Genomic DNA, 20,091 nt, shown 5'->3' with positions numbered 1-20,091 from the left:
CTCCGGGGGTCAGGGCAGGGCGCGGCCGAGGGCGTCGCCCGAGGCCCAGGCCGTCGACACCGAGGAGCGCTCGCCCCAGGCGTCGCCGCACACCGCGAGCCTCCCGCGCCGCCCGAACGGTTCCGGATGCTGTGTGCCCGGGTTGGCGAAGCTCCACCGGTGCACGTACGCCTCGATCGGGGCCGCGTCGATGCCGAGCAGTGCCCGCACGGCGTCGACCACGTCCTCGACCGCGGTCTCCGGATGCTCCAGGTGCGCCCGCGCGAAGGCTGCGGTGGTGTGCGCCACCAGCACCGGCGCTCCGTCACCCCGCCGGTCGCCGTCGTCGGCCACGAAGGCCAGCACGCCGGAGCCGCCCACGAACACCCCGTGCAGGTCGCGGGGCCAGTGCCGCTCGGCCCAGCCGATCGTCACGGCGAGCGCCGGCTCCCAGCCGTCGGTTCCGAGCAGGCGGCCGAGGGGCGAGCCGTCGGCCACGAGGCGCGAGGCCTGAGGGTCGGGCATCGCGAGCACCACGGCGTCGTAGGCCGCTCCCGCCACCCGGCCGTCGTCGCCCACGGAGTCGATCGGGGTCTCGAGGTCGATCGGCACCCCGTCGGCCGCGAGTCGCTCGGCGAGGTCGGTCGCGAGCGAGCGGAGCCCGGCCGGGGCACTGTGACGCACGGGGCCTTGCTTGCGCTGCCGGCTCGGGGCGGCCGCGCCATCCGGAGCGAACTCGACGGCCTGGAAGGTGTCGGTCCAGGGGCGCACGAGCCCCCGGGTGGTCCAGTCGGCCACGACGCGCTCGAAGGCCGAATCGGGCGGCACGGTGAAGTAGCGGGCGCCGAGGTCGACCACGCGGCCGCCGAGCCGCTTCGACGCGAGCCGTCCGCCTACCGCACGGGCCCGGTCGACCACGCGAACGGGGATGCCGCGGTCGGTGAGCGCCCGTGCGCAGGCGAGGCCCGAGATGCCGGCGCCGACGACGAGAACCGAGGAAGAGGTCATCCGTCCATCGTGCCCCGGCTGGTGGCGGCGCGCTCGCCTGCGCGCGCGCCTGCCCGCCCGCGCGTCTGCCAACCCGCTGCCCGCTGCACGCAGACAGCAGAACGCACCGAGCCCCGAAGGGCCCGATGCGTTCTGTGCAGGGCGACTAGTTCTTGAAGGCGTCCTTCACGTTCTCGCCGGCCTTCTTGACGTCGGACTTGGTCTGGTCGGCCTTGCCCTCGGCGACGAGCTTGTCGTTGTCGGTCAGGTTGCCGACGGCTTCCTTGGCCTTGCCGGCCAGGTCCTCGGCGGCGTTCTTGATCTTGTCTGCTGCGCTCATGATGGGTACTCCTTCTTTTTGTGTTTCTCGGGGAACGGCCGGCGGGTCACCGGACCGGTGAGTGTGTGCGGCCCGGCGGTCACCGGGCCTGGTGTGACTGCTACTGCAGCCGGGTGGATCCGTTCACGCGGGCCCGGAAGCCCCCGCTGATCTGCACGAGTGCGGAAAGCTCCCGGCCGAGCAGGGCGTCGAGCGCACGAAGGGTGCTCTCCACGATGTCCGACGCATCCTTCGGCGACACGCCCCGCCGGCAGGTCACGGAGACCTTGAGCGTGGGGGTGCGCTTCACGCGGTAGGTCGAGACGTGCGAGGCCACGAACTCGGGGCGGGCCGACAGCGCGTCTTCCAGAGCCTGTTCGGCGACCTTCGAGGCCACGACCGTGCGGTCGTGATCGCCGACGGGTTCCTCCACCACGGTGCCGGTGCGGCCGCGGCCCTGCCGGAACGAGAACGCCAGCAACAGGATGACGGCGAGCACGATCAGCACGAGCACCGCCGGCATGATCCAGCTCACCCCCGTGGTGCCGAGCGGGGTCGACTGGAGCCAGCTCTCGACCTGGCTGCGAACCGGGTCGGCCGCCGACGTCCAGGCGTCGCGCACGGCGGGCAGCAGCACGGCGGTGGCCGCTGCCGCTCCGACGGCGACGAGCAGGAGACCGACCACCAGCAGCAGCAGGCGGTTCAGGGCGCGGTTGGTGCTGTTCATGCTCCGACCCGTCCTCTCTCCGAGACGCGCACACGGCCGGTGAGGCGTCCACGCAGTCCGTACGACTCGATCTGCCGGTCCACCGCCTGGGCGACGGCGCTCCGGTCGACCGCGACGCCCGAGGTGGGCACGAGATCGACCACGGCCGAGCGCTTCGACACGGCGACGGTGGTGTGATCGGGGTCGACGTCGGCGGCCAGGGAGGCGTGCCGGGCGATGGCCGAGGCCACCACCTCGTTGTCGACGACCGTGGCGGCGCGCTCGGACTCGAGCACGTGCCGCGGCCGGCGACCGGGGGCGAGTGCCAGCACGATCAGCACGAGGCCGAGCACCACGGCCACCGCTCCGACGGCCACCACGATCGCGGCGGGCGCCTCGGGCAGGTTCGTCAGGGCGGCGAACATGTCGGCGGGAGCCACCAGCAGGGCGGGGAGCCCCAGCAGCGCGATCACGATCTCGGTGCCTACCCAGGCCAGGGCGATCACGAGCAGCACAGCCACGGTGATGGCCGCGGCCGACCGCGGGGAGTGCAGCTCGCGCCGCGTGATGCGGCGGCCGAGCGACGACGATGCGGTGCTCATGCGACTCTCTCCTCGGGGCGGATGTCGATGCCGGTGACCGTGATGGTCACGCGACCGATGGTGGAGCCGGTCAACTGACCGACCCGGGTGCGGATGACCTGCTGGGCTGCGGCCACCCGGTCCAGGATCGGGCCACCCGACCGGGCGACGGCCGACGGCTCGTTCGCGATCCTGGCCAGCGACACGACCCGGATGGGGGTCGAGACGGTCAGGGCGAGCAGACCCTCGGCGTCGGCGAGGCCGATGCGGACCGACTTGGCCGAGACCCCCAGGGCCTCGGCGGCCACGGCGGCGGCGACCCGGTCGAGGGCCTTGGCCGAGATGCGGTTGCGCCCGCGCGGCCTCGGTGCGGCCGGTGAAGACGTGCTGGCCTCCGCCGAGCCGGCCGGGCGAGCCGGACGTTCAGCGGTGAGGGTCATGACGAGGTGCGCTTCCCACGGAAGGCGTCGACCACGCGGGAGACGTCGAGCTCGCCGTCGACCACTCGGCCGACCGCCGCACCGATCGCCATGGCGACGGCCACGAACAGGAAGGCCCAGAAGCCCACGATCACCCAGGTCAGGGCGAGCACGGCTCCGACGATGATGCCGGTGCGTGCCGCGGTCACAGGACTCGCGCCTCTGCGACCTCGTCGTCGGCGTCGTCGGACGGCAGGTGCACGTCGTTGACGGTGACGTTGACCTCGGTGACTTCGAGACCGATGATCGTCTCGACGGCACGGATGATGTTGGCACGCACGCCGTCGGCCACGTCCTGCAGCGGAGCCGGGTACTCGGCCACGATGGTCACGTCGACGGCCACCTGGGTCTCGCCGACCTCCACCGAGATGCCCTGACCGAGGTCGGTGCTGCTGATCGCGTCGCGGATGGCGCCGAAAGCGCGAGCCGCGCCCCCGCCGAGGGCGTACACGCCGGCGGACTCGCGGGCTGCGATTCCGGCGACCTTCGAGACGACGCCGTCGTTGATGACGGTCTTGCCGAGAACGGTCTGGGTGGCGGTGGCCGTGGTGGCGGGTGTGGTGGTTGCCATTGTCTGCTCCTTGTCGTGTGGCCCGGAACAACCGGGCCGTTCGGGCTTACATGACTTCAGACGGGTCGAACGAGCAGATCGTCACGGATGACGAGCAAAAACTTCTCGCGATCGTCTCGACGGCGCTGAGCCGGTGAACCGGGTGGGCGACCGATTCGTTCGCAAGCCTGGCACGAGAAAGAGTAGAAGAGCTAGTAGTTAGCCATTCTAAGTAGTTTTCCGGGTAGTCATCGTGAGCGCGGTGCCCTCGTCGTCGAGCTCGAGCGCGATCGACGGGTGCTCCAGCGCCCCGAGCCGCTCGACGTGGGTGCCACCGCACGGGATGGCGGCCTCGCCCTCGGGCAACCCGCACCACCAGGTGCGGCGGGCGCTCAGCTCGGGTGACTCCCGACGGATGGCCACCTCGGCGTCGCCGGCGACCCATCCGGCCAGCGTGACCTGCACTGCCTCGGCCACCGCGTCGAGTTCCGTCGAGAGCCGCGCCGAGTCGAATCCCTTCTTGCGCAGCGACTTGCCCAGCCGGTAGACGTCGACCGAGCCGTGGGCACGGATGCTCGACGAGGTGATGGCGGTCTGGTCGAAGTCGGGGCTGCCGAGCGCATCCGTCGCCACCTCCTTGCTCCAGAAACCGGCGAGCGCCCGGTTCAGGGCGAGGGACGCGAGATGGCACAGGGTGTGACCCTCGGAGAGGGCCCGGCGGTGGCCGACGTCGACCACGGCGGTCACGGCCGTGCCCTCGGCGAGGTCGCTCCCGGCGTCCACGATGTGCGCCACCACGAAGGCCCACCCCTCGGTGCCGAGCCGCACGGGCAGCCGCTCGCCGAGGTGCAGCTCGTCACCGTCGGTGGCGCCGACCCGGCAATCGATCACCGGATGCTCCCCCTCGGCCGTCACGAGCATCCCGCGGTCGGGCCCCTGGTCGGGCCAGGTGGGGTCGACCGGATGGAACGGGGTCGACCCCAGCAGCACGGCCACCCGGCCGTCGGGCAGCACCTCTCGGTGCACCACCACGTCGCTCTGCGTGGTCTGCCCGTCGGGGTAGGTGATCAGGGTGTCCTGTCGCGGAAGAGCCATACGGCATCGTAGTCACGCCGTCAGCGGCTCTTCGCGGCGGGCTTGTGCCCCTCCAGCTCGCCCACGATCGCAGCGATGGCCGCCGTCGAGGGCCGCGACTCGCGCTCCACCTCGGCCTGCTCGCCGGAGCCGAGGTGGTCGTCGACGCTCATCGTCGTCTCGTCGAACGGCCGCTGCCCGGCGAGTACCGCCGTCAGCTGCTCGCGGTCGAGCTCCTTCGTCCAGGTGCCCACCAGCAGGGTCGCCACCGCGTTGCCGGTGAAGTTCGTGAGGGCGCGCGCCTCCGACATGAAGCGGTCGATGCCCACGATCACGCCCACGCCGTCGACCAGGTCGGGGCGATGCGCCTGCAGCCCGCCGGCCAGGGTGGCGAGGCCGGCGCCGGTGACTCCGGCGGCGCCCTTGGAGGCCAGCATCATGAACAGCAGCAGGGAGATCTGCTCGCCGAGCGCCAGCGGGGTGCCCATGGCGCTCGCGATGAACAGCGAGGCCATCGTGAGGTAGATGGCCGTGCCGTCGAGGTTGAACGAATAGCCCGTCGGAACGGTGATGCCGGCCACCGGCTTCGACACCCCGATGTGCTCCATCTTGGCGATCAGCCGCGGCAGCGCCACCTCGCTGGACGAGGTCGACACGATCAGCAGGTACTCCCGGCCGAGGTACTTCATCAGCTTGAAGATGTTCACGCGGGCCACCAGTCGCAGCAGGGTGCCGAGCACCACCACGATGAACAACGCGCAGGTGATGTAGAACGCGATCATCAGGGTGCCCAGGCTGATGATGGCCTGGAACCCGGTGGCCCCCACCACCGCGGCGATCGCGCCGAAGGCACCGATCGGCGCCACCCACATGATCATGCTCAGGATGCGGAACACGAGCGCCTGGATCTGCCGGATCGCGCCGAGGACGGGCGCGCCCTTCGCCCCCATCTTCTGCAGCGCGAAGCCCACCAGCAGGGCCACGAACAGCACCTGCAGGATGTTGCCCGCGGTCAACGACGACAACAGCGTGGTGGGGATGATGCCGAGCAGGAACTCCGTGGGGTCTGACGACTCGGCGCTGTCGCCGGCGTCGTACCCCGTATCCGGGATGACGAGCCCCTCCCCGGGGTGGATGATGTTGCCCACCAGGAGGCCGATGCCGAGCGCGAAGGTCGACATCACGATGAAGTAGCCGAGCGCCAGCCCGCCCACCTTGCCCACGGTGGCCGCCTTGGCGATCGACCCCACGCCGAGCACGATGGTGCAGAAGATGATGGGGGCGATCATCATCTTGATCAGCCCCACGAAGGCCTCACCCAGCGGCTTCAGCCCCACCGCGAAGCCGGGCGCCAGCAGCCCGACGGTCGCGCCGCCGATGACGGCCACGATCACGGCGATGTACAGGTAGTGCGACGAGTCGATGCGCCGCCGCTTCGTGCGGGCGGGCCCTTCGGTGTGGAGCGCCATTGCTTCCTCTTCTCCTCGATGAGTAGGTTCTCCACAGGATGCGCGCCGCCGGGCCCCGGCCCGGCATTGTGTTCATACTGGTCACGGAGGCGAGAACGAATGATCCGACGCTGGAGCATCGCGACGAAGCTGTTCGCCCTGCAGCTCGTCGTCATCCTCGCGCTCACGGCCGCCGCCGTGCTGGTGAGCTGGGCCGATGCCCGGGCCGACGTCGAACGCGACGCCGCCGCCCGCTCACTGGCCGTCGCCGAGACCCTCGCCCAGGATCCGTTCGTGCTCGAGGGCGTGCAGAGCGAGAACCCCACGGCCTCCCTTCAGCCCTATGCCGAGCGGGTGATGACCGAGGCCGGCATCGACTTCGTCACCGTGATGGCGCCCGACCGCATCCGGTACACCCATCGCGACCCCGAGCAGATCGGGCAGCCCTTCGTGGGCAACATCGACCGGGCTCTCGCCGGAGAGGCGTTCACCGAGACCTACACGGGCACGCTCGGCCCGTCGGTGCGGGCGGTGGTGCCCATCGAGAACGCCGAGGGCACTGTGGTGGCGCTCGTCTCCGCCGGCATCACGGTGTCGAACACCGAGGTCGCGCTCGGCGCCCGCGTGGGCACCGTGCTCGTGGCCGGAGCCGCGGCACTCGCCCTCGGCGCGCTGGCCTCCTGGGCACTCAGCCGGTACCTGCGCCGGGTCACCTGGGGCCGCGGGGCCGAGGAGATGAGCCGCATGTTCGCCTACTACGAGGGCGTGCTGCACTCCATCGGCGAGGGCCTCGTGCTGCAAGACGGGCAGCGCGACGTGGTGCTCTACAACGACCGCGCGGCCGAACTGCTGGGCCTTCCCGCGCTGCCCGGCCATCAGGTTCCGGATGCGCGCCCGCTGCCGCTCGCCGAGCTCACTCTGCCCGAACCGATGCGCGAGGTGCTGGCGGCCGACGCCGTGGCGGTCGACGAGATCGTCATCACCCCCACGCACGTGCTCGTGGTCGACCGCGATCGCATCGTGTCGCGGAGCTCCGCCGGCACTCCCGCCCGCTTCGTGGGCACCGTCACGACGTTGCGCGACCACACCCGCCTGCAGGAGCTCACCGGAGAGCTCGCCACCATGACCACGCTCTCCGACGCCCTGCGCTCGCAGGCGCACGAGTTCGCGAACCGCCTGCACACCATCATCGCCCTGATCGAGCTGGGCCGGCCCGAGCAGGCGGCCGAGCTCGCCACCTCCGAGCTCGCCATCAGCCAGCAGCTCGCCGACCGGCTGCTCTCCGCCGTCGAGGAGCCGGTGCTGCTGGCTCTGCTGCTCGGCAAGTCGGCCCAGGCGGCCGAGCGCCGCATCGGGTTCGAGATCGACATCCCCGCCCGCATCGGGCCGAGCGGGGTGCCGCCGCAGGAGCTGATCACCGTCGTGGGCAACCTCATCGACAACGCGCTCGACGCCGTGGCCGGAACGCCCTCCCCGCAGGTGCGCGTGGCGATCGACGGCGACGATCCCGGGTGGCTGCGCATCCGGGTCTCCGACAGCGGGCCGGGGCCCGACCCGGCGGCCACCGGGCGCCTGTTCGAGTACGGCGTGAGCACCAAGACGGCGACGGATGCGCGCACCGTCACCGGTCGCGGCATCGGGCTGGCGCTCGTGCGTCAGTCGGTGGCCCGGCTGGGCGGGCGCGTGAGCGTCGAGGGCTCGCGCTTCACGGTGGAGCTGCCGCGATGACCGGGGAGGCGCGCGTGCCCGGGGATGCCGCGTGGCCGGGCGAGGGCGTGCCGGGAGGCGAGGCTCTGCCTTCCGCGGGGAACGGCCGCGTCATCCGCGTGCTGGTGGTGGAGGACGATCCGCTCACCGCCGAGGCGCACGCCGCGTACGTGGGTCGCCTGGAGGGGTTCGAGCTGGCGGCGGTGGCGCACACCGGATCGGCCGCCATCCGGGCGCTGCGCGAAGCGGCCGGGGCCGGGCATCCCTCGATCGAACTCATCCTGCTCGACGTGAACCTGCCCGACACCACCGGCATCGAACTCTGCCGGCAACTGCGCTCGGCGGGCATCGAGACCGATGTGGTGGCGGTCACGGCGGTGCGCGACGCGGCGGTGGTGCGGTCGGCGGTGTCGCTGGGCATCGTGCAGTACCTGATCAAGCCGTTCACGTTCGCCACCTTCGCCGAGAAGATGGTCGCCTACCGCGACTACCACCGTCGGCTGGGCGACTCGGTGCTCACCGACCAGGTCGAGATCGACTCGTCCTTCGCCGCGCTGCGGCGGTCGACGGGCGGAGCGCTGCCGAAGGGCCTCACGGCGTCGACCCTCGAGCAGGTGCGCGAGGCACTGCGGGCGAGCGCCCCCGCGGGGCTCTCGGCCACCGAGCTCGCCGGGCGGCTCACGCTCTCTCGTGTCACCGCGCGGCGCTACCTCGAGCACCTCAGCGACACGGGTACCGCAGTGCGCGCCCAGCGCTACGGCGCCCCCGGCCGCCCCGAGGTCGAATACCGTACGGTGACCTCATGACCCCCACACCCCCACACCAGATCCGTCACTTTTCGCCCGAAACGGGCGGTTTTGGGGCCAAAAGTGACGGGTCTGGTGTTCCCACCCGCGCGGGGGCACGCCCGGGGACGTCGGACGAGGGCCCGCACCGGCAGCTCGACCAGCGGTCGTCGCCCGAGCTGTGGGGCCGACTGGTCGCGGCCGTGTTCGCGCTTCCCGGGGTCGAGGAGGGCCGCAGCCAGGTGTCGCCCGTCTCGTCTCGGGCGGTGTTCCTCGTCGACCTGCACGACGAGACGGATGCCCGCACCAACCTCGCACCCGGTCGTCGCCTCGAGCCGGTGCACCTGCACGGCGTGTTCGACACGAGCGTTCACCTCTGCCTTCCGCCCGAGCGCGGTGCCGAACTCGCAGCCCTCGGCTGGGCGGAGCCGCACCAGTACGCCGACTTCGGCACCGAGTTCATGATCTACGGGCCGCGCGACGGCGACGAGCTCGCCGTGGTGCTCACGATCGTTCAGGAGAGCATCGCATTCGCCCGGGCCGGCGGGGCCCGGCTCGGGGAGGCCCGGCTCGGGGAGGCCCGGCTCGGCGCGGCCCGGAGTAGTGTCGCGAACATGACCGATGACGACAAGCGCGACTGGGTCGCCGAGCACGACCACGAGCATCCCGAGACCGCCCCTGCGCCCGCGAACCCGGCGCAGGGCGAGCTGGCTGACGAGCTGCGCAGCATCCGCTCCGTCGGCGAGAACCGCTGACCGTGGCCGACCGGCCCTCGGCCGACGACGGTTCCGGCTCCGACGCCGGTTCCGACGACGGTTCAGGCTCCTCCGCCTCCGCTTCCGCCGCCGAGCAGCTCCTCGCCCTGGGCGACGAGCACTTCGTCTCGCTCACCACGTTCCGGAAGTCGGGTGCCGCCGTGTCGACGCCCGTGTGGATCGTGCGCGACGGCGACACCCTGCTCGTCACCACGCCCGACGACACCGGCAAGGTGAAGCGCCTGCGAAACGACGCCCGGGTGGAGCTGCGCCCGAGCAGCCGGATGGGCGCCGTGCGCGAGGGCGAACCCGTGCGGCACGGTGTGGCCACGATCGAGTCCGACGCCGCCTCCGTCGAGCGCGGCAGTGGGCTGTTCCGGCGTAAGCATCCGGTGGAGTACCGGGTGTTCATGCTGGTCGAGCGCATCGCCGCGAAGACGCAGAAGCCGCGCGTGATGCTGCGCATCCGCCCCGCCTGAGGAGCGCCGGGTCGCCCGGCGCGGCGACCCGCGGTTGTCGGGGGCAGCCTTTACTGTGGCGATCACCATGAGCACCGGGTTCGCCACCATCGACTTCGAGACCACGGGTCTCGTGCCGGGCGACGACCGGGCCATCGAGATCGCCGTCGTGCACTCCGACGTCGACGGCACGGTCACCGGCTCGTGGGACACGCTGATCGACCCGGGCCGCGGCCCCGGCCCCACGCGCATCCACCGCATCACCGCCGAGCACCTCGAGGGTGCCCCCACTTTCGCCGACATCGCGCCCGAACTGCTGGGGCTGCTCTCGGGGCGTGTCGTCGTGGCGCACAACATCGCGTTCGACCAGCGGTTCCTGCTGGCCGAGCTGGCGCGCATCGGCTACCGGCCGCGCCATCCGCTCGTCACGCTCTGCACCATGCAGCTCGCCCGGCACTATCTGCCCGGCCTTCGCCGCGGCCTCGCCAGCTGCTGCGACGTTCTCGGAATCGACCTCACCGGCGCACACCGCGCATCCGTCGACGCCCGCGCCACCGCTGCACTGCTGGCGGCCTACCAGTCGCACACCGTCGACCGCTCCGGATGGCGCGCCATCGCCGACGCGGCCGCCGCGCAGCCGCTGCCGGCTCTGCCCTCGCGCGGCACCGCCTGGTACCCGCGCGAGCGCGCCGCCGGCGCCGCTGCCCTGCAGTTCGCCTGACGCGCCCCCGAGCCGTCCCCGCCCCGGTTCCGCCGCCGCGGGACGATGGGGCGTAGGGTCGGCCCCATGTCGACCTTCCCTCCCCCCACCGAACCGCCCACCGAGCCCGCAGGCCCTCCCGGCCCGCCCACGTCACCGCCCGAGGCCCCGCCGGAACCACCCCAGTTCTAGCCCGGCCGCTTCACCGCCACCCGCGCCACCCGCGCGTGTGCGCACCCCCGCCACTCGTCCCGTTCGGGCGCGAGAGACCGCAATCCCGGGCGATTCGGGACGAGTCGCGGCGAGCGCAGCAGTGGGTGGAGGGGGTCAGTGCAGCGGAGCGGCCGCGGCGGTGCCGTCGGCGACCCGCTCGCCGGCGGCGGTGCCGCCATCCGTCGACTTCTCGTCGTCGTGCGAGGGCTCGGCCGGTCGGCGCACGAACAGCGCGGCCACCACGCCGAGCAGCGAGATGATCGCGCCGCACAGGAACGCGGCCTGGATGCCGGCGGCCGATGCCACCACCTGGGTCGAGCCCGAGGCCAGCCGCGAGGCGGTGACACTGGCCATCAGCGCCACGAACAGCGCGGTTCCGGCGGCACCGGCGAGCTGCTGCACGGTGCCGATGATGGCCGAGCCGTGCGAGTAGAGGCGAGGCCGCAGCGAACCGAGTCCCGCGGTGAACAGCGGCGTGAACATGAACGCGAGTCCGGCGCTCAGCGCCACGTGCGCGGCGAGCACGAACCACACCGAGGTGGTGGGCGACACCGTCGTGAGGCCCCAGAGCACCAGGCTCACCATCGCAGCGCCGGGCAGCACCAGGGGCCGCGGGCCGAAGCGGTCGTACAGCCGGCCCACGAAGGGTGCGAGCGCGCCCATCACCAGGCCGCCCGGCAGAAGAAGCAGGCCGGTCGCCAGCGGGTCGAGCCCGAGAACGCCCTGCAGGAAGAACGGCAGCACGATGATGGTGCCGAACAGCGCCATCATGCTCACCGCCATCAGGAGGATCGACACGGTGAAGGTGCGCGAGCGGAAGGTGCGCAGGTCCAGCAGCGCGCGGTCGCGACGCTGCAGCAGCACCTGGCGCAGCACGAACACCGCGAGCCCCGCCACACCCACGATCAGCGGCAGCCAGCTCGACAGGAAGGTCGCGCCGGCCCCGCCCAGGGTGCTGAGCCCGTAGACCAGCCCGCCGAAGCCGACGGCCGACAGGATGACCGACACCACGTCAATCGGCACGCGGCGCGGCTCGGTCACGTTCTGCACCCGCAGGGCGCCGAGCACGAGCGCGCCGAGGGCGATCGGCAGCACCAGGATGAACATCCAGCGCCACGAGAGCGTGCTCAGGATGATGCCCGAGATGGTGGGGCCGATGGCCGGTGCCACCGAGATGACGATCGAGATGTTGCCCATCGTGCGGCCGCGCACGGCGGGCGGAACGAGGGTCATCACCGTGGTCATCAACAGCGGCATCATGATGGCGGTTCCGCTGGCCTGCACCACACGGCCCACCAGCAGCACCTCGAACCCGGGCGCGGCGGCGGCGATGAGCGTGCCGATCGAGAACAGCGTCATCGCGGTGATGAACACGGGGCGCGTGTTGAAGCGCTGCAGCAGGAAGCCGGTGATCGGGATGACCACGGCCATCGTGAGCATGAACGCCGTCGAGAGCCACTGCGCGGCCACCTCGGTGATGCCGAGGTCGACCACGAGGTGCGGGATGGCCACGCCCATGATCGTCTCGTTCAAGATGACGACGAAGGCGCTGACCAGCAGCAGGTTGATGACGAGGCGGTCGCGTGGAGCCACGCCGGTGGTCTCGGCCGGGGCGGTTGAGGTCATGGTGGTCCCGTCGGAAGGAGGCGGAAGAAGAAGAGGGTGCAGCAGGAGCAGAAGCGTGCGAAGACCAAGAACGCCCCGCCGCCCGCGTTCTATTCCCGTGCCCGGCCGCACGATGATGTGAACAGTGTACACATCCCGTGGCGAGCTTGCGACGGGCATCTCTTGTGCCGCCCATCCCGACGCGCTACCTTCCACACACAATCCGTCGATCCACCCGTCGCACCACCGACCAGAAGGACACGCCGTGACCACGCTCAGCCCCACCGAGAACGACGAGATCGCCCGCGCCAACGACTCCGGGCTGCAGCCCGTGGTGTTCGTGCACGGCCTGTGGCTGCTCTCCAGCAGTTGGCGCCCCTGGCGCGACCTGTTCGAGGAGAACGGCTTCACCACCATCGCCCCCGGCTGGCCCGACGACCCCGACAGCGTCGAGGAGGCGCGCCGCGATCCGGATGTCTTCGCCCACAAGATGGTCAAGCAGGTCACCGACCACTACCTCGAGGCCATCGACGCCCTCACCCTCGCACCGGCCGTGGTGGGGCACTCCTTCGGCGGACTGATCGCCCAGAAGATCGCGGGCACCGGCGCCGCCGAGGCCACCGTGGCCATCGACCCCGCCCCGTTCCAGGGCGTGCTGCCGCTCCCGGTGTCGTCGCTGAAATCCGCCGCTCCCGTGCTCGGCAACCCGCTCAACCTGCGCCGGGCGGTGTCGCTCACCCTGGAGCAGTTCCGGTTCGGCTGGGCCAACGCGCTCGACGACGACGAGGCCGCCGACCTGTACGAGACCTACCACGTCGCCGCATCCGGGGTACCGCTCTTCCAGGCGGCCACGGCCAACCTCAACCCGTTCGCCGAGACCAAGGTCGACACCAAGAATCCGGCGCGCGGGCCCCTCCTGATCGTCTCGGGCGAGGTCGACAACACCGTTCCCCGCGCCATCGCCGAGTCGGCCTACACGCTGCAGCAGAAGAACCCGGGTCTCACCGAGTTCATCGAGATGCCGAACCGGGGCCATTCGCTCACGATCGACTCCGGCTGGCGCGCCGTGGCCGACGAGGTGCTCGAGTTCGTGACGAGGCAGACCGCGAACGGATGACGGGTGTGCGAGACTCATCGGAACTGTTCGCTCCGGTGACCCGAAAGCTCCCTGATGACCGAGAACCACGGCTCCGACCGAGCCGAGATCGCCGCGCGGCTCGCGCTCGCGGTGGGCCGACTGAACCGCCGCATCCGCCCGGCAGGCGACCTCACCCCGGGTCAGGTGTCTGCGCTGTCGATCGTCGTGCGCAACGGCCCGATCCGCCCCGGTGACCTCGCCCGGGCCGAGCGGGTCGCCGCCCCCACCATCACCCGCCTGCTGGCCGAGCTCGAGAGCCGGGGGCTCACCAGCCGCAGCGCCGATCCGGATGACGGCAGGTCGTTCTTCGTCAGCGCCACCGAGGCCGGCGCCGAGGCCATCCTGCGCGCGCGTCGCCTGCGCGCCGAGCGGGTGCTGGCCCTCTTCGACGAGCTCGACGAGGCGCAGATCGAGCACCTCGGAGCGGCCCTGGATGCTCTCGAACTGGTGGCGGAGAGCCCCACCGCCGACTGAGGCTCAGCGCCGCCGCAAGCTCAATGCCGACTGAGGCTCAGCGCCGCCCGAAGCTCAGAACACCGGGTTCGACAGCACCCCGATGCCCGCGATCTCGATCTCCACGGTGTCGCCGGCCTCCATCGCGGCCACGCCTGCCGGCGTCCCGGTGAGGATGACGTCGCCCGGCAGCAGCGTGAACACCGACGAGGCGTACGCCACGATCTCGGCCACCGAGTGGATCATGTCGGTCACCGGCGCGCTCTGCGCGAGCACGCCGTTCAGCCGGGTCTCGACCGTGGCGGCCTCGAGGTCGAACTCTGTCTCGATCACCGGGCCGAGCGGGCAGAACGTGTCGAAACCCTTGGCCCTCGTCCACTGTCCGTCGCTCTTCTGCAGGTCGCGCGCGGTGACGTCGTTGGCCACGGTGTAACCGAAGATCGCGCTCGCGGCGTCGCCCGCCTTCACGTTCTTGGCCACGCGACCGATCACCACCGCCAGCTCGCCCTCGAAGTCCACCCGGGTCGACTGCGCCGGCCGCACGATGCGGTCGCCGGGGCCGATCACCGAGGTGTTGGGCTTCAGGAACATCAGCGGCTCGGCCGGGGCCTCACCGGTGTTCATCTCGGCCACGTGGTCGAGGTAGTTCTTGCCGATGCCGATCACCTTCGAGCGCGGGATGACGGGCGCCAGCAGCGTCACGTCGGCGAGACGGATGCGCTCGCCCGTCGTGTCGAACCCCGAGAACAGCGGGTCGCCGTTCAGCACCACCAGGTCGGTGCCACCCGATTCGCCCTCGTCGAGGATGCCGAAGTTGATGGCGCCGTTGTGACTGAACCGTGCGATCTTCATGCGTCGAGCCTAGTGAGCCAGCCGTGGCGGTCGGGAATGCGGCCGTACTGGATGTCGGTCAGCTCCTGGCGGATCGACATGGTCAGTTCACCGGCCGCCGCGCTCTCGTCGCCGATCACGCCGTCGGCCGATTTCAGCGCCGAGATGGGCGTGATCACGGCGGCCGTGCCGCAGGCGAACACCTCGGTGATGCTGCCGTCGGCCACGCCCTGACGCCACTCCTCCACCGTCACGTCGCGCTCCTCCACCGTGAGCCCACGATCCTTCGCGAGCTGGATGATGCTGTCGCGGGTGATGCCCTCGAGGATGGTTCCGGTGAGCCGCGGGGTCACGATCTTCCCCCCGGCGTGCACGAAGAAGATGTTCATGCCACCGAGCTCGTCGATGTGCTGCCCGGTCTCGCCGTCCAGGAAGAGCACCTGGGCGCATCCGTTCTCGTAGGCCTCCTGCTGGGGCAGCAGCGAGGCCGCGTAGTTGCCACCGCACTTGGCCGCACCGGTGCCGCCGCGCCCGGCGCGGGAGTACTCGGTCGACAGCCAGATCGACACGGGGGCCACCCCGCCCGGGAAGTAGGCGCCCGCGGGGCTCGCGATCACGTAGTAGGCCACCCGCTGCGAGGGCCGCACGCCGAGGAACGACTCGTTGGCGATCATGAACGGCCGGATGTACAGGCTCGTCTCCGGAGCGTCCGGCACCCAGGATCCGTCCACCGCCACGAGCTGCTTCAGCGACTCGATGAAGTCGTCCACCGCGAGCTCGGGCAGCGCCAGCCGGCGGGCGGAGCGCTGCAGCCGCTGGGCGTTCTTCTCGGGCCGGAAGGTCCAGATCGAGCCGTCGGCGTGCCGGTAGGCCTTCAGGCCCTCGAAGATCTCCTGCGCATAGTGCAGCACCGCGGCCGAGGGATCCAGCAGCAGCGGGCCGTAGGGGATGACGCTCGCGTCGTGCCAGCCGTCGTCGACCGTCCAGTCGATCTTCACCATGTGGTCGGTGAAGTGCTTGCCGAACCCGGGGTCGGCGAGGATGACCTCGCGCTCCGCCTCGTCGCGTGCGGCCTGCGAGGGCGTGAGCTCGAAGCGGAGGGGGAACGTGGACGACTCTCGGATGGTCATGGCCTGTCTTTCGATCAGTGGGTCGGAGTGGGTTCTGGGGCGCCGATCGCGGCGACGATGGCGTCGCCGATCTGTGTGGTCGTGCGCGGGGCCGATCCGTCTCGGGAGGAGATGTCGGCCTCGACGGCCCGACGCACCCGGCCGGCCGCATCCGCCAGCCCGACGTGGTCGAGCAGCAGTGCTGCCGAGAGGATGGCGGCCGTGGGATCGGCCTTCTGCTGCCCCGCGATGTCGGGAGCTGATCCGTGGACCGGTTCGAACATCGAGGGGAACGCGCCGTCGGGGTTGATGTTGCCCGAGGCCGCCAGCCCGATGCCGCCGCTGATCGCGCCGGCCAGATCGGTGAGGATGTCGCCGAAGAGGTTGTCCGTGACGATGACATCGAATCTAGCAGGATCGGTGACCAGGAAGATGGTCGCGGCGTCGACATGGAGGTAGTCGACGGCCACTTCTGGGAAGGTGGCCCCCACCTCGTCGACGATGCGCTTCCACAACCCGCCCGCGAAGGTGAGCACGTTGGTCTTGTGCACCAGAGTGAGCTTCTTGCGACGAGCGGATGCGCGGGCGAACGCATCCCGCACCACGCGCTCGACTCCGTAGGCGGTGTTCACCGAGACCTCGTTGGCCACCTCGTGCGGCGTCCCGACGCGGATGGCTCCGCCGTTGCCCACGTAGGGCCCCTCGGTGCCCTCGCGCACCACCACGAAGTCCACGTCGCCGTGCTCGGCGAGGGGCGACGGAACGCCCGGGTAGATGACCGTGGGGCGCAGGTTCACGTAGTGGTCGAGGGAGAAGCGCAGCTTCAGCAGCAGGCCGCGCTCGATGTTCGCGTTCTTCAGCCGCGGGTCGCCCGGCACTCCCCCGACGGCGCCGAGCAGGATGACGTCGTGCCCCGCAATGGCGGCCAGGTCGTCGTCGGTGAGCACGTCACCGGTCTCGAGGAAGCGGGCGGCGCCGAGCGAGAAGTGCGTCTTCTCGAACTCCACGTCGGCCCCCGGAGCCACGGCCTCGAGAACCTTCACGGCCTCGGCCACCACCTCCGGTCCGATGCCGTCCCCGGGAATGAGCGCAAGTCTGATCGTCCGAACCATGACCCGAGTTTATGGGCGATCAGCCCTCGACGACGTCCACCTCCACCATCAGGTCGGCCTCGATCGACGTGCGCAGCTTCTCGAGCAGGCCGTCGGGCACGGGCGAGTCGACGGTGAGTACGCTCAGCGCCTTGCCGCCGGCCTCGTGCCGGGCGATCTGCATGCCCGCGATGTTCACCTCGGCCTCGCCGAACTCCTTGCCGTACACCGCCACGATGCCCGGGCGGTCGGTGTAGAGCATCACGATCAGGTGCTCGGCGAACGGCACCTCGACGTCGTAGCCGTTGATCTCGACGATCTTCTCGATCTGCTTCGTGCCGGTGAGCGTGCCGGAGACCGAGATCTGCGAGCCGTCACTCAGGGCGCCGGTGAGCGTGATGACGTTGCGGTACTCGGCCGACTCGGCGTCGGTGATGAGTCGCACGGCCACCCCGCGCTGCTCGGCGAGCAGCGGCGCGTTGACGTACGACACCGTCTCCGACACGACGTTGGTGAACACGCCCTTGAGGGCGGCGAGCTTCAGCACGCTCACGTCGTAGTCGGCGAGCTCGCCCTTCACCACCACGTCGATGCTGGTCAGCGGGCTGCCGGCGAGACCGGAGAACACCTGCCCGAGCTTCTCGACCAGACCGATGCCGGGGCGCACGTACGGGTCGATGACCCCGCCGGCCACGTTGACGGCATCCGGAACCAGCTCGCCCGAGAGCGCGAGCCGCACCGACTTGGCCACCGAGACGCCCGCCTTCTCCTGGGCCTCGTCGGTGGAGGCGCCGAGGTGGGGCGTGACCACCACGTTGGGCAGGGCCAGCAGCGGGGAGTCCTTCGGCGGCTCGCTCACGAACACGTCGAGGCCCGCACCCGCGATGACGCCGCCGGTGAGTGCGCGGTGGAGCGCATCCTCGTCGATCAGGCCGCCGCGGGCCACGTTCACGATGAACGCGGTGGGCTTCATCAGCGCGAGCTGCTCGTCGGCGATCATGCCCGTGGTCTCGGGCGTCTTCGGCATGTGGATGGTGATGAAGTCGCTCTGGGCGAGCAGTTCGTCGAGGGTCACCAGGGTGACGCCGAGCTGCTGCGCGCGGGCGCTGGTGACGTAGGGGTCGTAGGCGATAACGTTCACGCCGAACGCCTGCAGGCGCGCGGTGATCAGGGCGCCGATGCGGCCGAGACCGATGATGCCCACGGTCTTCTCGAACAGCTCCACGCCGGTGTAGGCCGAGCGCTTCCACTGCCCCTGGGCCAGCGCGGCGTGCGCGGCGGGGATGTGCCGGGCGAGGCTCAGGATGTGGCCCACCGTGAGCTCGGCCGCCGAGATGATGTTCGAGGTCGGGGCGTTCACCACCATCACTCCGGCGGTGGTGGCCGCCTTGATGTCGACGTTGTCCAGGCCCACGCCGGCGCGGGCCACGACCTTCAGCCGGGGTGCCGCGGCGATGGCCTCGGCATCGATCTTCGTGGCCGAGCGCACGAGCACGGCGTCGGCGTCGGCGAGCGCCGAGAGCAGCGCGACGCGGTCGGTGCCGTCGACGTTTCGAACGTCGAAGTCGGGCCCGAGAGCGTCGACGGTGGCGGGGGACAGTTCTTCGGCGATCAGCACGACCGGCTTCGACACGACGGGTCCTTCGGTTCTGCGGTGGGGAACCCGTCCAGCGTAGTGCAGGCAGAATGGGCGGATGGACTTCATGACGTCGGGCGTCGTCCTCGACGTGCTCCGCCTGCTCATCGCCGCCGTGTTCGTGCTGATGGGCGTGAACCACTTCGTGCCGGGCTCGGCGCGCACCATGGCTGCGATGATCCCGCCGCGGCTGCGTCGCACCGGCATCCTGTCGCCGCTGAACCTGGTGTACCTCACGGGGGTGTGCGAGATCGCCGGCGGCCTGGGGCTCGTGTTCCCGCCGACGCGGGTGGCGGCCGGGCTGGCGCTGGTGGTCTTCCTCGCCTGCGTGTTCCCGGCGAACGCCTACGCGGCCGGCCGGCGCGACCGATTCGGGGCCCTCGCCATCCCGTTCGTGCCGCGACTGATCGGGCAGATCGTGCTGGCGGCGCTCATCCTGCTGGTCGCGTTCTTCTAGCCCTCTTCGAGAACGCCCGGCCTGTTCCGGATGCGCGCAGGCCTAAGGCGCCAGCAGATCTACAGCGCGGCAGGCCTACAGCGCGAGCAGGCTCAGCGACACCACCGACACCACGGCGAAGCCCACGATGAACACCACCGCGCGCTCCCAGGTACGCAGCGTGCGCCCCACCAGCAGGGCCGCCAGGTACACCACGACGGGCACGATGGCGTAGCCGATGATGAGCGCCCACAGGCCGCCGTCGGGCGCCGTGCCGAAGCTGTTCAGCAGCGAGACGACTCCGATGAGGTTCGCCAGCCCACCCCACAGGTGGTACGCGTAGAGGAACGCGAACACCAGCGCCACAGCCCAGCCCGCCTTGCCGAACGTGCGGAACCCGCGCTTCGCGGGCGTCGCCGCGGTGGAGCCGGCGCTCATGCCCCGCCCCCGATCAGGAACGGCCAGGGCACGAGCACGAGCACTCCGATCACGAGCCAGAGGAAGCGGTAGCGCAGGTCGCGCCGCTGGGTGAGCGTGAGGGTGGCCACGAACCAGAGCGGGGCGGCGGCCACGGCGAGGGTGCGGGAGATGAGGTCGCTGAACACGCCGAAGGTCATCTCCGAGGCCACCTCGTAGCGGGTGAACACGATCACCCAGCCGATCGTGTAGAGCAGGTACACGCCGCCGAGCACGCCGAGGGCGATCAGGGCGGCGGAGCCGAGTTGAGCGGATGCCGCCTCGGCCTCGGCCAGCTCGCGTTCGACCGCGCGGTCCTCAGCCTCCTCCGCCTCGTCGAGCACCGTGCGCGGCACGGCCTCGGCACCCGTCCCGGCGCGGGCGCCGGTCTTCGCGCTGGCACCCGTGCTCGCGGTCGTGCTCGTGGGAACGAGGGTCGGATCGTCATCCCCGGCCCACCCGAGGGCCTCGTCGTCGCGCGGATCGCTCATGCCCTCACCCTACCGGGCACCGGTGCCCCACCCGCAGTACGGGGGCGCACGCACCCTGGTCGCCGAGCCGTCGCAGATCGCCCTCTGCCGCGCCTCAGAGGGCG

At 71.0% G+C, this 20,091-nt stretch carries 24 protein-coding genes; 8 read left to right on the top strand and 16 right to left on the bottom strand.

Going from position 1 to position 20,091, the window contains the following annotated elements; all coding sequences use genetic code 11:
• Positions 1 to 9 precede the first annotated feature (9 nt).
• The 9 genes from ACEXOR_RS16960 to ACEXOR_RS16920 form a co-directional block, all read right to left on the bottom strand.
• Positions 10 to 987, bottom strand: coding sequence for an NAD(P)/FAD-dependent oxidoreductase (locus ACEXOR_RS16960; RefSeq protein WP_374850915.1), 978 nt, complete (start codon positions 985 to 987; stop codon positions 10 to 12).
• A 145-nt stretch (positions 988 to 1,132) separates the two neighbouring features.
• Positions 1,133 to 1,306, bottom strand: coding sequence for a CsbD family protein (locus ACEXOR_RS16955; protein ID WP_374850914.1), 174 nt, complete (start codon positions 1,304 to 1,306; stop codon positions 1,133 to 1,135).
• Positions 1,307 to 1,406: 100 nt separating this feature from the next.
• A complete protein-coding gene (locus ACEXOR_RS16950; protein WP_374850913.1) occupies positions 1,407 to 2,012 on the bottom strand; it encodes a hypothetical protein in 606 nt (201 codons plus the stop codon).
• A complete protein-coding gene (locus tag ACEXOR_RS16945) occupies positions 2,009 to 2,593 on the bottom strand; it encodes a hypothetical protein (RefSeq protein ID WP_374850912.1) in 585 nt (194 codons plus the stop codon). The genes ACEXOR_RS16950 and ACEXOR_RS16945 overlap by 4 nt, the downstream gene beginning before the upstream one ends.
• A complete protein-coding gene (locus ACEXOR_RS16940; RefSeq protein ID WP_374850911.1) occupies positions 2,590 to 3,012 on the bottom strand; it encodes a hypothetical protein in 423 nt (140 codons plus the stop codon). The genes ACEXOR_RS16945 and ACEXOR_RS16940 overlap by 4 nt, the downstream gene beginning before the upstream one ends.
• Positions 3,009 to 3,200 (bottom strand): DUF2273 domain-containing protein, encoded by a 192-nt coding sequence (locus ACEXOR_RS16935; RefSeq protein ID WP_374850910.1) that lies wholly within the window; start codon positions 3,198 to 3,200, stop codon positions 3,009 to 3,011. The genes ACEXOR_RS16940 and ACEXOR_RS16935 overlap by 4 nt, the downstream gene beginning before the upstream one ends.
• Positions 3,197 to 3,622 (bottom strand): Asp23/Gls24 family envelope stress response protein, encoded by a 426-nt coding sequence (locus ACEXOR_RS16930; RefSeq protein WP_374850909.1) that lies wholly within the window; start codon positions 3,620 to 3,622, stop codon positions 3,197 to 3,199. The genes ACEXOR_RS16935 and ACEXOR_RS16930 overlap by 4 nt, the downstream gene beginning before the upstream one ends.
• A gap of 207 nt (positions 3,623 to 3,829) precedes the next feature.
• A complete protein-coding gene (locus ACEXOR_RS16925) occupies positions 3,830 to 4,696 on the bottom strand; it encodes an alanyl-tRNA editing protein (RefSeq protein ID WP_374850908.1) in 867 nt (288 codons plus the stop codon).
• A 20-nt stretch (positions 4,697 to 4,716) separates the two neighbouring features.
• Complete coding sequence (locus ACEXOR_RS16920) at positions 4,717 to 6,144, bottom strand: cation:dicarboxylate symporter family transporter (RefSeq protein WP_374850907.1); 1,428 nt, start codon at positions 6,142 to 6,144, stop codon at positions 4,717 to 4,719.
• 99 nt (positions 6,145 to 6,243) lie between these two features.
• On the opposite strand from ACEXOR_RS16920, the gene ACEXOR_RS16915 reads away from it, so the two are divergent.
• From ACEXOR_RS16915 to ACEXOR_RS16895, 5 genes are all read left to right on the top strand, one after another.
• Positions 6,244 to 7,851, top strand: coding sequence for a sensor histidine kinase (locus ACEXOR_RS16915; protein WP_374850906.1), 1,608 nt, complete (start codon positions 6,244 to 6,246; stop codon positions 7,849 to 7,851).
• Positions 7,848 to 8,636, top strand: a complete 789-nt coding sequence (locus ACEXOR_RS16910) for a response regulator (RefSeq protein ID WP_374850905.1) — start codon at positions 7,848 to 7,850, stop codon at positions 8,634 to 8,636. Before ACEXOR_RS16915 ends, ACEXOR_RS16910 begins: the two co-directional genes overlap by 4 nt.
• Positions 8,637 to 8,818: 182 nt before the next feature.
• Positions 8,819 to 9,370: a luciferase domain-containing protein gene (locus tag ACEXOR_RS16905; protein WP_374850904.1), complete on the top strand. Its 552-nt coding sequence runs from the start codon at positions 8,819 to 8,821 to the stop codon at positions 9,368 to 9,370.
• A 2-nt stretch (positions 9,371 to 9,372) separates the two neighbouring features.
• Positions 9,373 to 9,849, top strand: a complete 477-nt coding sequence (locus ACEXOR_RS16900; RefSeq protein ID WP_374850903.1) for a PPOX class F420-dependent oxidoreductase — start codon at positions 9,373 to 9,375, stop codon at positions 9,847 to 9,849.
• Between the two features lie 67 nt (positions 9,850 to 9,916).
• A complete protein-coding gene (locus ACEXOR_RS16895; RefSeq protein ID WP_374850902.1) occupies positions 9,917 to 10,549 on the top strand; it encodes a 3'-5' exonuclease in 633 nt (210 codons plus the stop codon).
• A 306-nt stretch (positions 10,550 to 10,855) separates the two neighbouring features.
• Here the strand turns inward: ACEXOR_RS16895 and ACEXOR_RS16890 are convergent, their stop codons facing one another.
• Positions 10,856 to 12,367 (bottom strand): MDR family MFS transporter, encoded by a 1,512-nt coding sequence (locus ACEXOR_RS16890; RefSeq protein ID WP_374850901.1) that lies wholly within the window; start codon positions 12,365 to 12,367, stop codon positions 10,856 to 10,858.
• 244 nt (positions 12,368 to 12,611) lie between these two features.
• On the opposite strand from ACEXOR_RS16890, the gene ACEXOR_RS16885 reads away from it, so the two are divergent.
• Both ACEXOR_RS16885 and ACEXOR_RS16880 read left to right on the top strand, forming a co-directional pair.
• Positions 12,612 to 13,463 carry an alpha/beta hydrolase gene (locus tag ACEXOR_RS16885; protein ID WP_374850900.1) on the top strand — a complete coding sequence of 284 codons (852 nt, stop codon included), beginning with the start codon at positions 12,612 to 12,614 and terminating at the stop codon, positions 13,461 to 13,463.
• 54 nt (positions 13,464 to 13,517) lie between these two features.
• Complete coding sequence (locus ACEXOR_RS16880; RefSeq protein WP_374850899.1) at positions 13,518 to 13,958, top strand: MarR family winged helix-turn-helix transcriptional regulator; 441 nt, start codon at positions 13,518 to 13,520, stop codon at positions 13,956 to 13,958.
• A gap of 54 nt (positions 13,959 to 14,012) precedes the next feature.
• Here ACEXOR_RS16880 and ACEXOR_RS16875 read toward each other — a convergent pair whose 3' ends face one another.
• The 4 genes from ACEXOR_RS16875 to serA are packed head-to-tail and all read right to left on the bottom strand — an operon-like array spanning position 14,013 to position 18,601.
• Entirely contained in the window at positions 14,013 to 14,789 is a 777-nt protein-coding gene (locus tag ACEXOR_RS16875) for a fumarylacetoacetate hydrolase family protein (RefSeq protein ID WP_374850898.1), read from the bottom strand.
• A complete protein-coding gene (locus ACEXOR_RS16870) occupies positions 14,786 to 15,898 on the bottom strand; it encodes a branched-chain amino acid aminotransferase (RefSeq protein WP_374850897.1) in 1,113 nt (370 codons plus the stop codon). The genes ACEXOR_RS16875 and ACEXOR_RS16870 overlap by 4 nt, the downstream gene beginning before the upstream one ends.
• A 14-nt stretch (positions 15,899 to 15,912) precedes the next feature.
• On the bottom strand, positions 15,913 to 16,989 hold the full coding sequence (locus ACEXOR_RS16865; protein WP_374850896.1) for a 3-isopropylmalate dehydrogenase: 1,077 nt from the start codon (positions 16,987 to 16,989) through the stop codon (positions 15,913 to 15,915).
• Positions 16,990 to 17,008: 19 nt separating this feature from the next.
• Positions 17,009 to 18,601 (bottom strand): phosphoglycerate dehydrogenase, encoded by a 1,593-nt coding sequence (gene serA / locus ACEXOR_RS16860; protein WP_374850895.1) that lies wholly within the window; start codon positions 18,599 to 18,601, stop codon positions 17,009 to 17,011.
• 61 nt (positions 18,602 to 18,662) lie between these two features.
• Here serA and ACEXOR_RS16855 point away from each other — a divergent pair, with 61 nt between their 5' ends.
• On the top strand, positions 18,663 to 19,061 hold the full coding sequence (locus ACEXOR_RS16855) for a DoxX family protein (RefSeq protein ID WP_374850894.1): 399 nt from the start codon (positions 18,663 to 18,665) through the stop codon (positions 19,059 to 19,061).
• 75 nt (positions 19,062 to 19,136) lie between these two features.
• Here ACEXOR_RS16855 and ACEXOR_RS16850 read toward each other — a convergent pair whose 3' ends face one another.
• Entirely contained in the window at positions 19,137 to 19,478 is a 342-nt protein-coding gene (locus tag ACEXOR_RS16850; protein ID WP_374850893.1) for a hypothetical protein, read from the bottom strand.
• A complete protein-coding gene (locus ACEXOR_RS16845) occupies positions 19,475 to 19,987 on the bottom strand; it encodes a hypothetical protein (protein ID WP_374850892.1) in 513 nt (170 codons plus the stop codon). The genes ACEXOR_RS16850 and ACEXOR_RS16845 overlap by 4 nt, the downstream gene beginning before the upstream one ends.
• Between the last annotated feature and the right edge of the window lie 104 nt (positions 19,988 to 20,091).

Source organism: Herbiconiux liangxiaofengii (assembly GCF_041927335.1).
GTDB lineage: Bacteria > Actinomycetota > Actinomycetes > Actinomycetales > Microbacteriaceae > Herbiconiux > Herbiconiux liangxiaofengii.
Note: the sequence above shows the minus strand (reverse complement) of the source record. Positions and strands in the feature narration are given on the sequence as shown.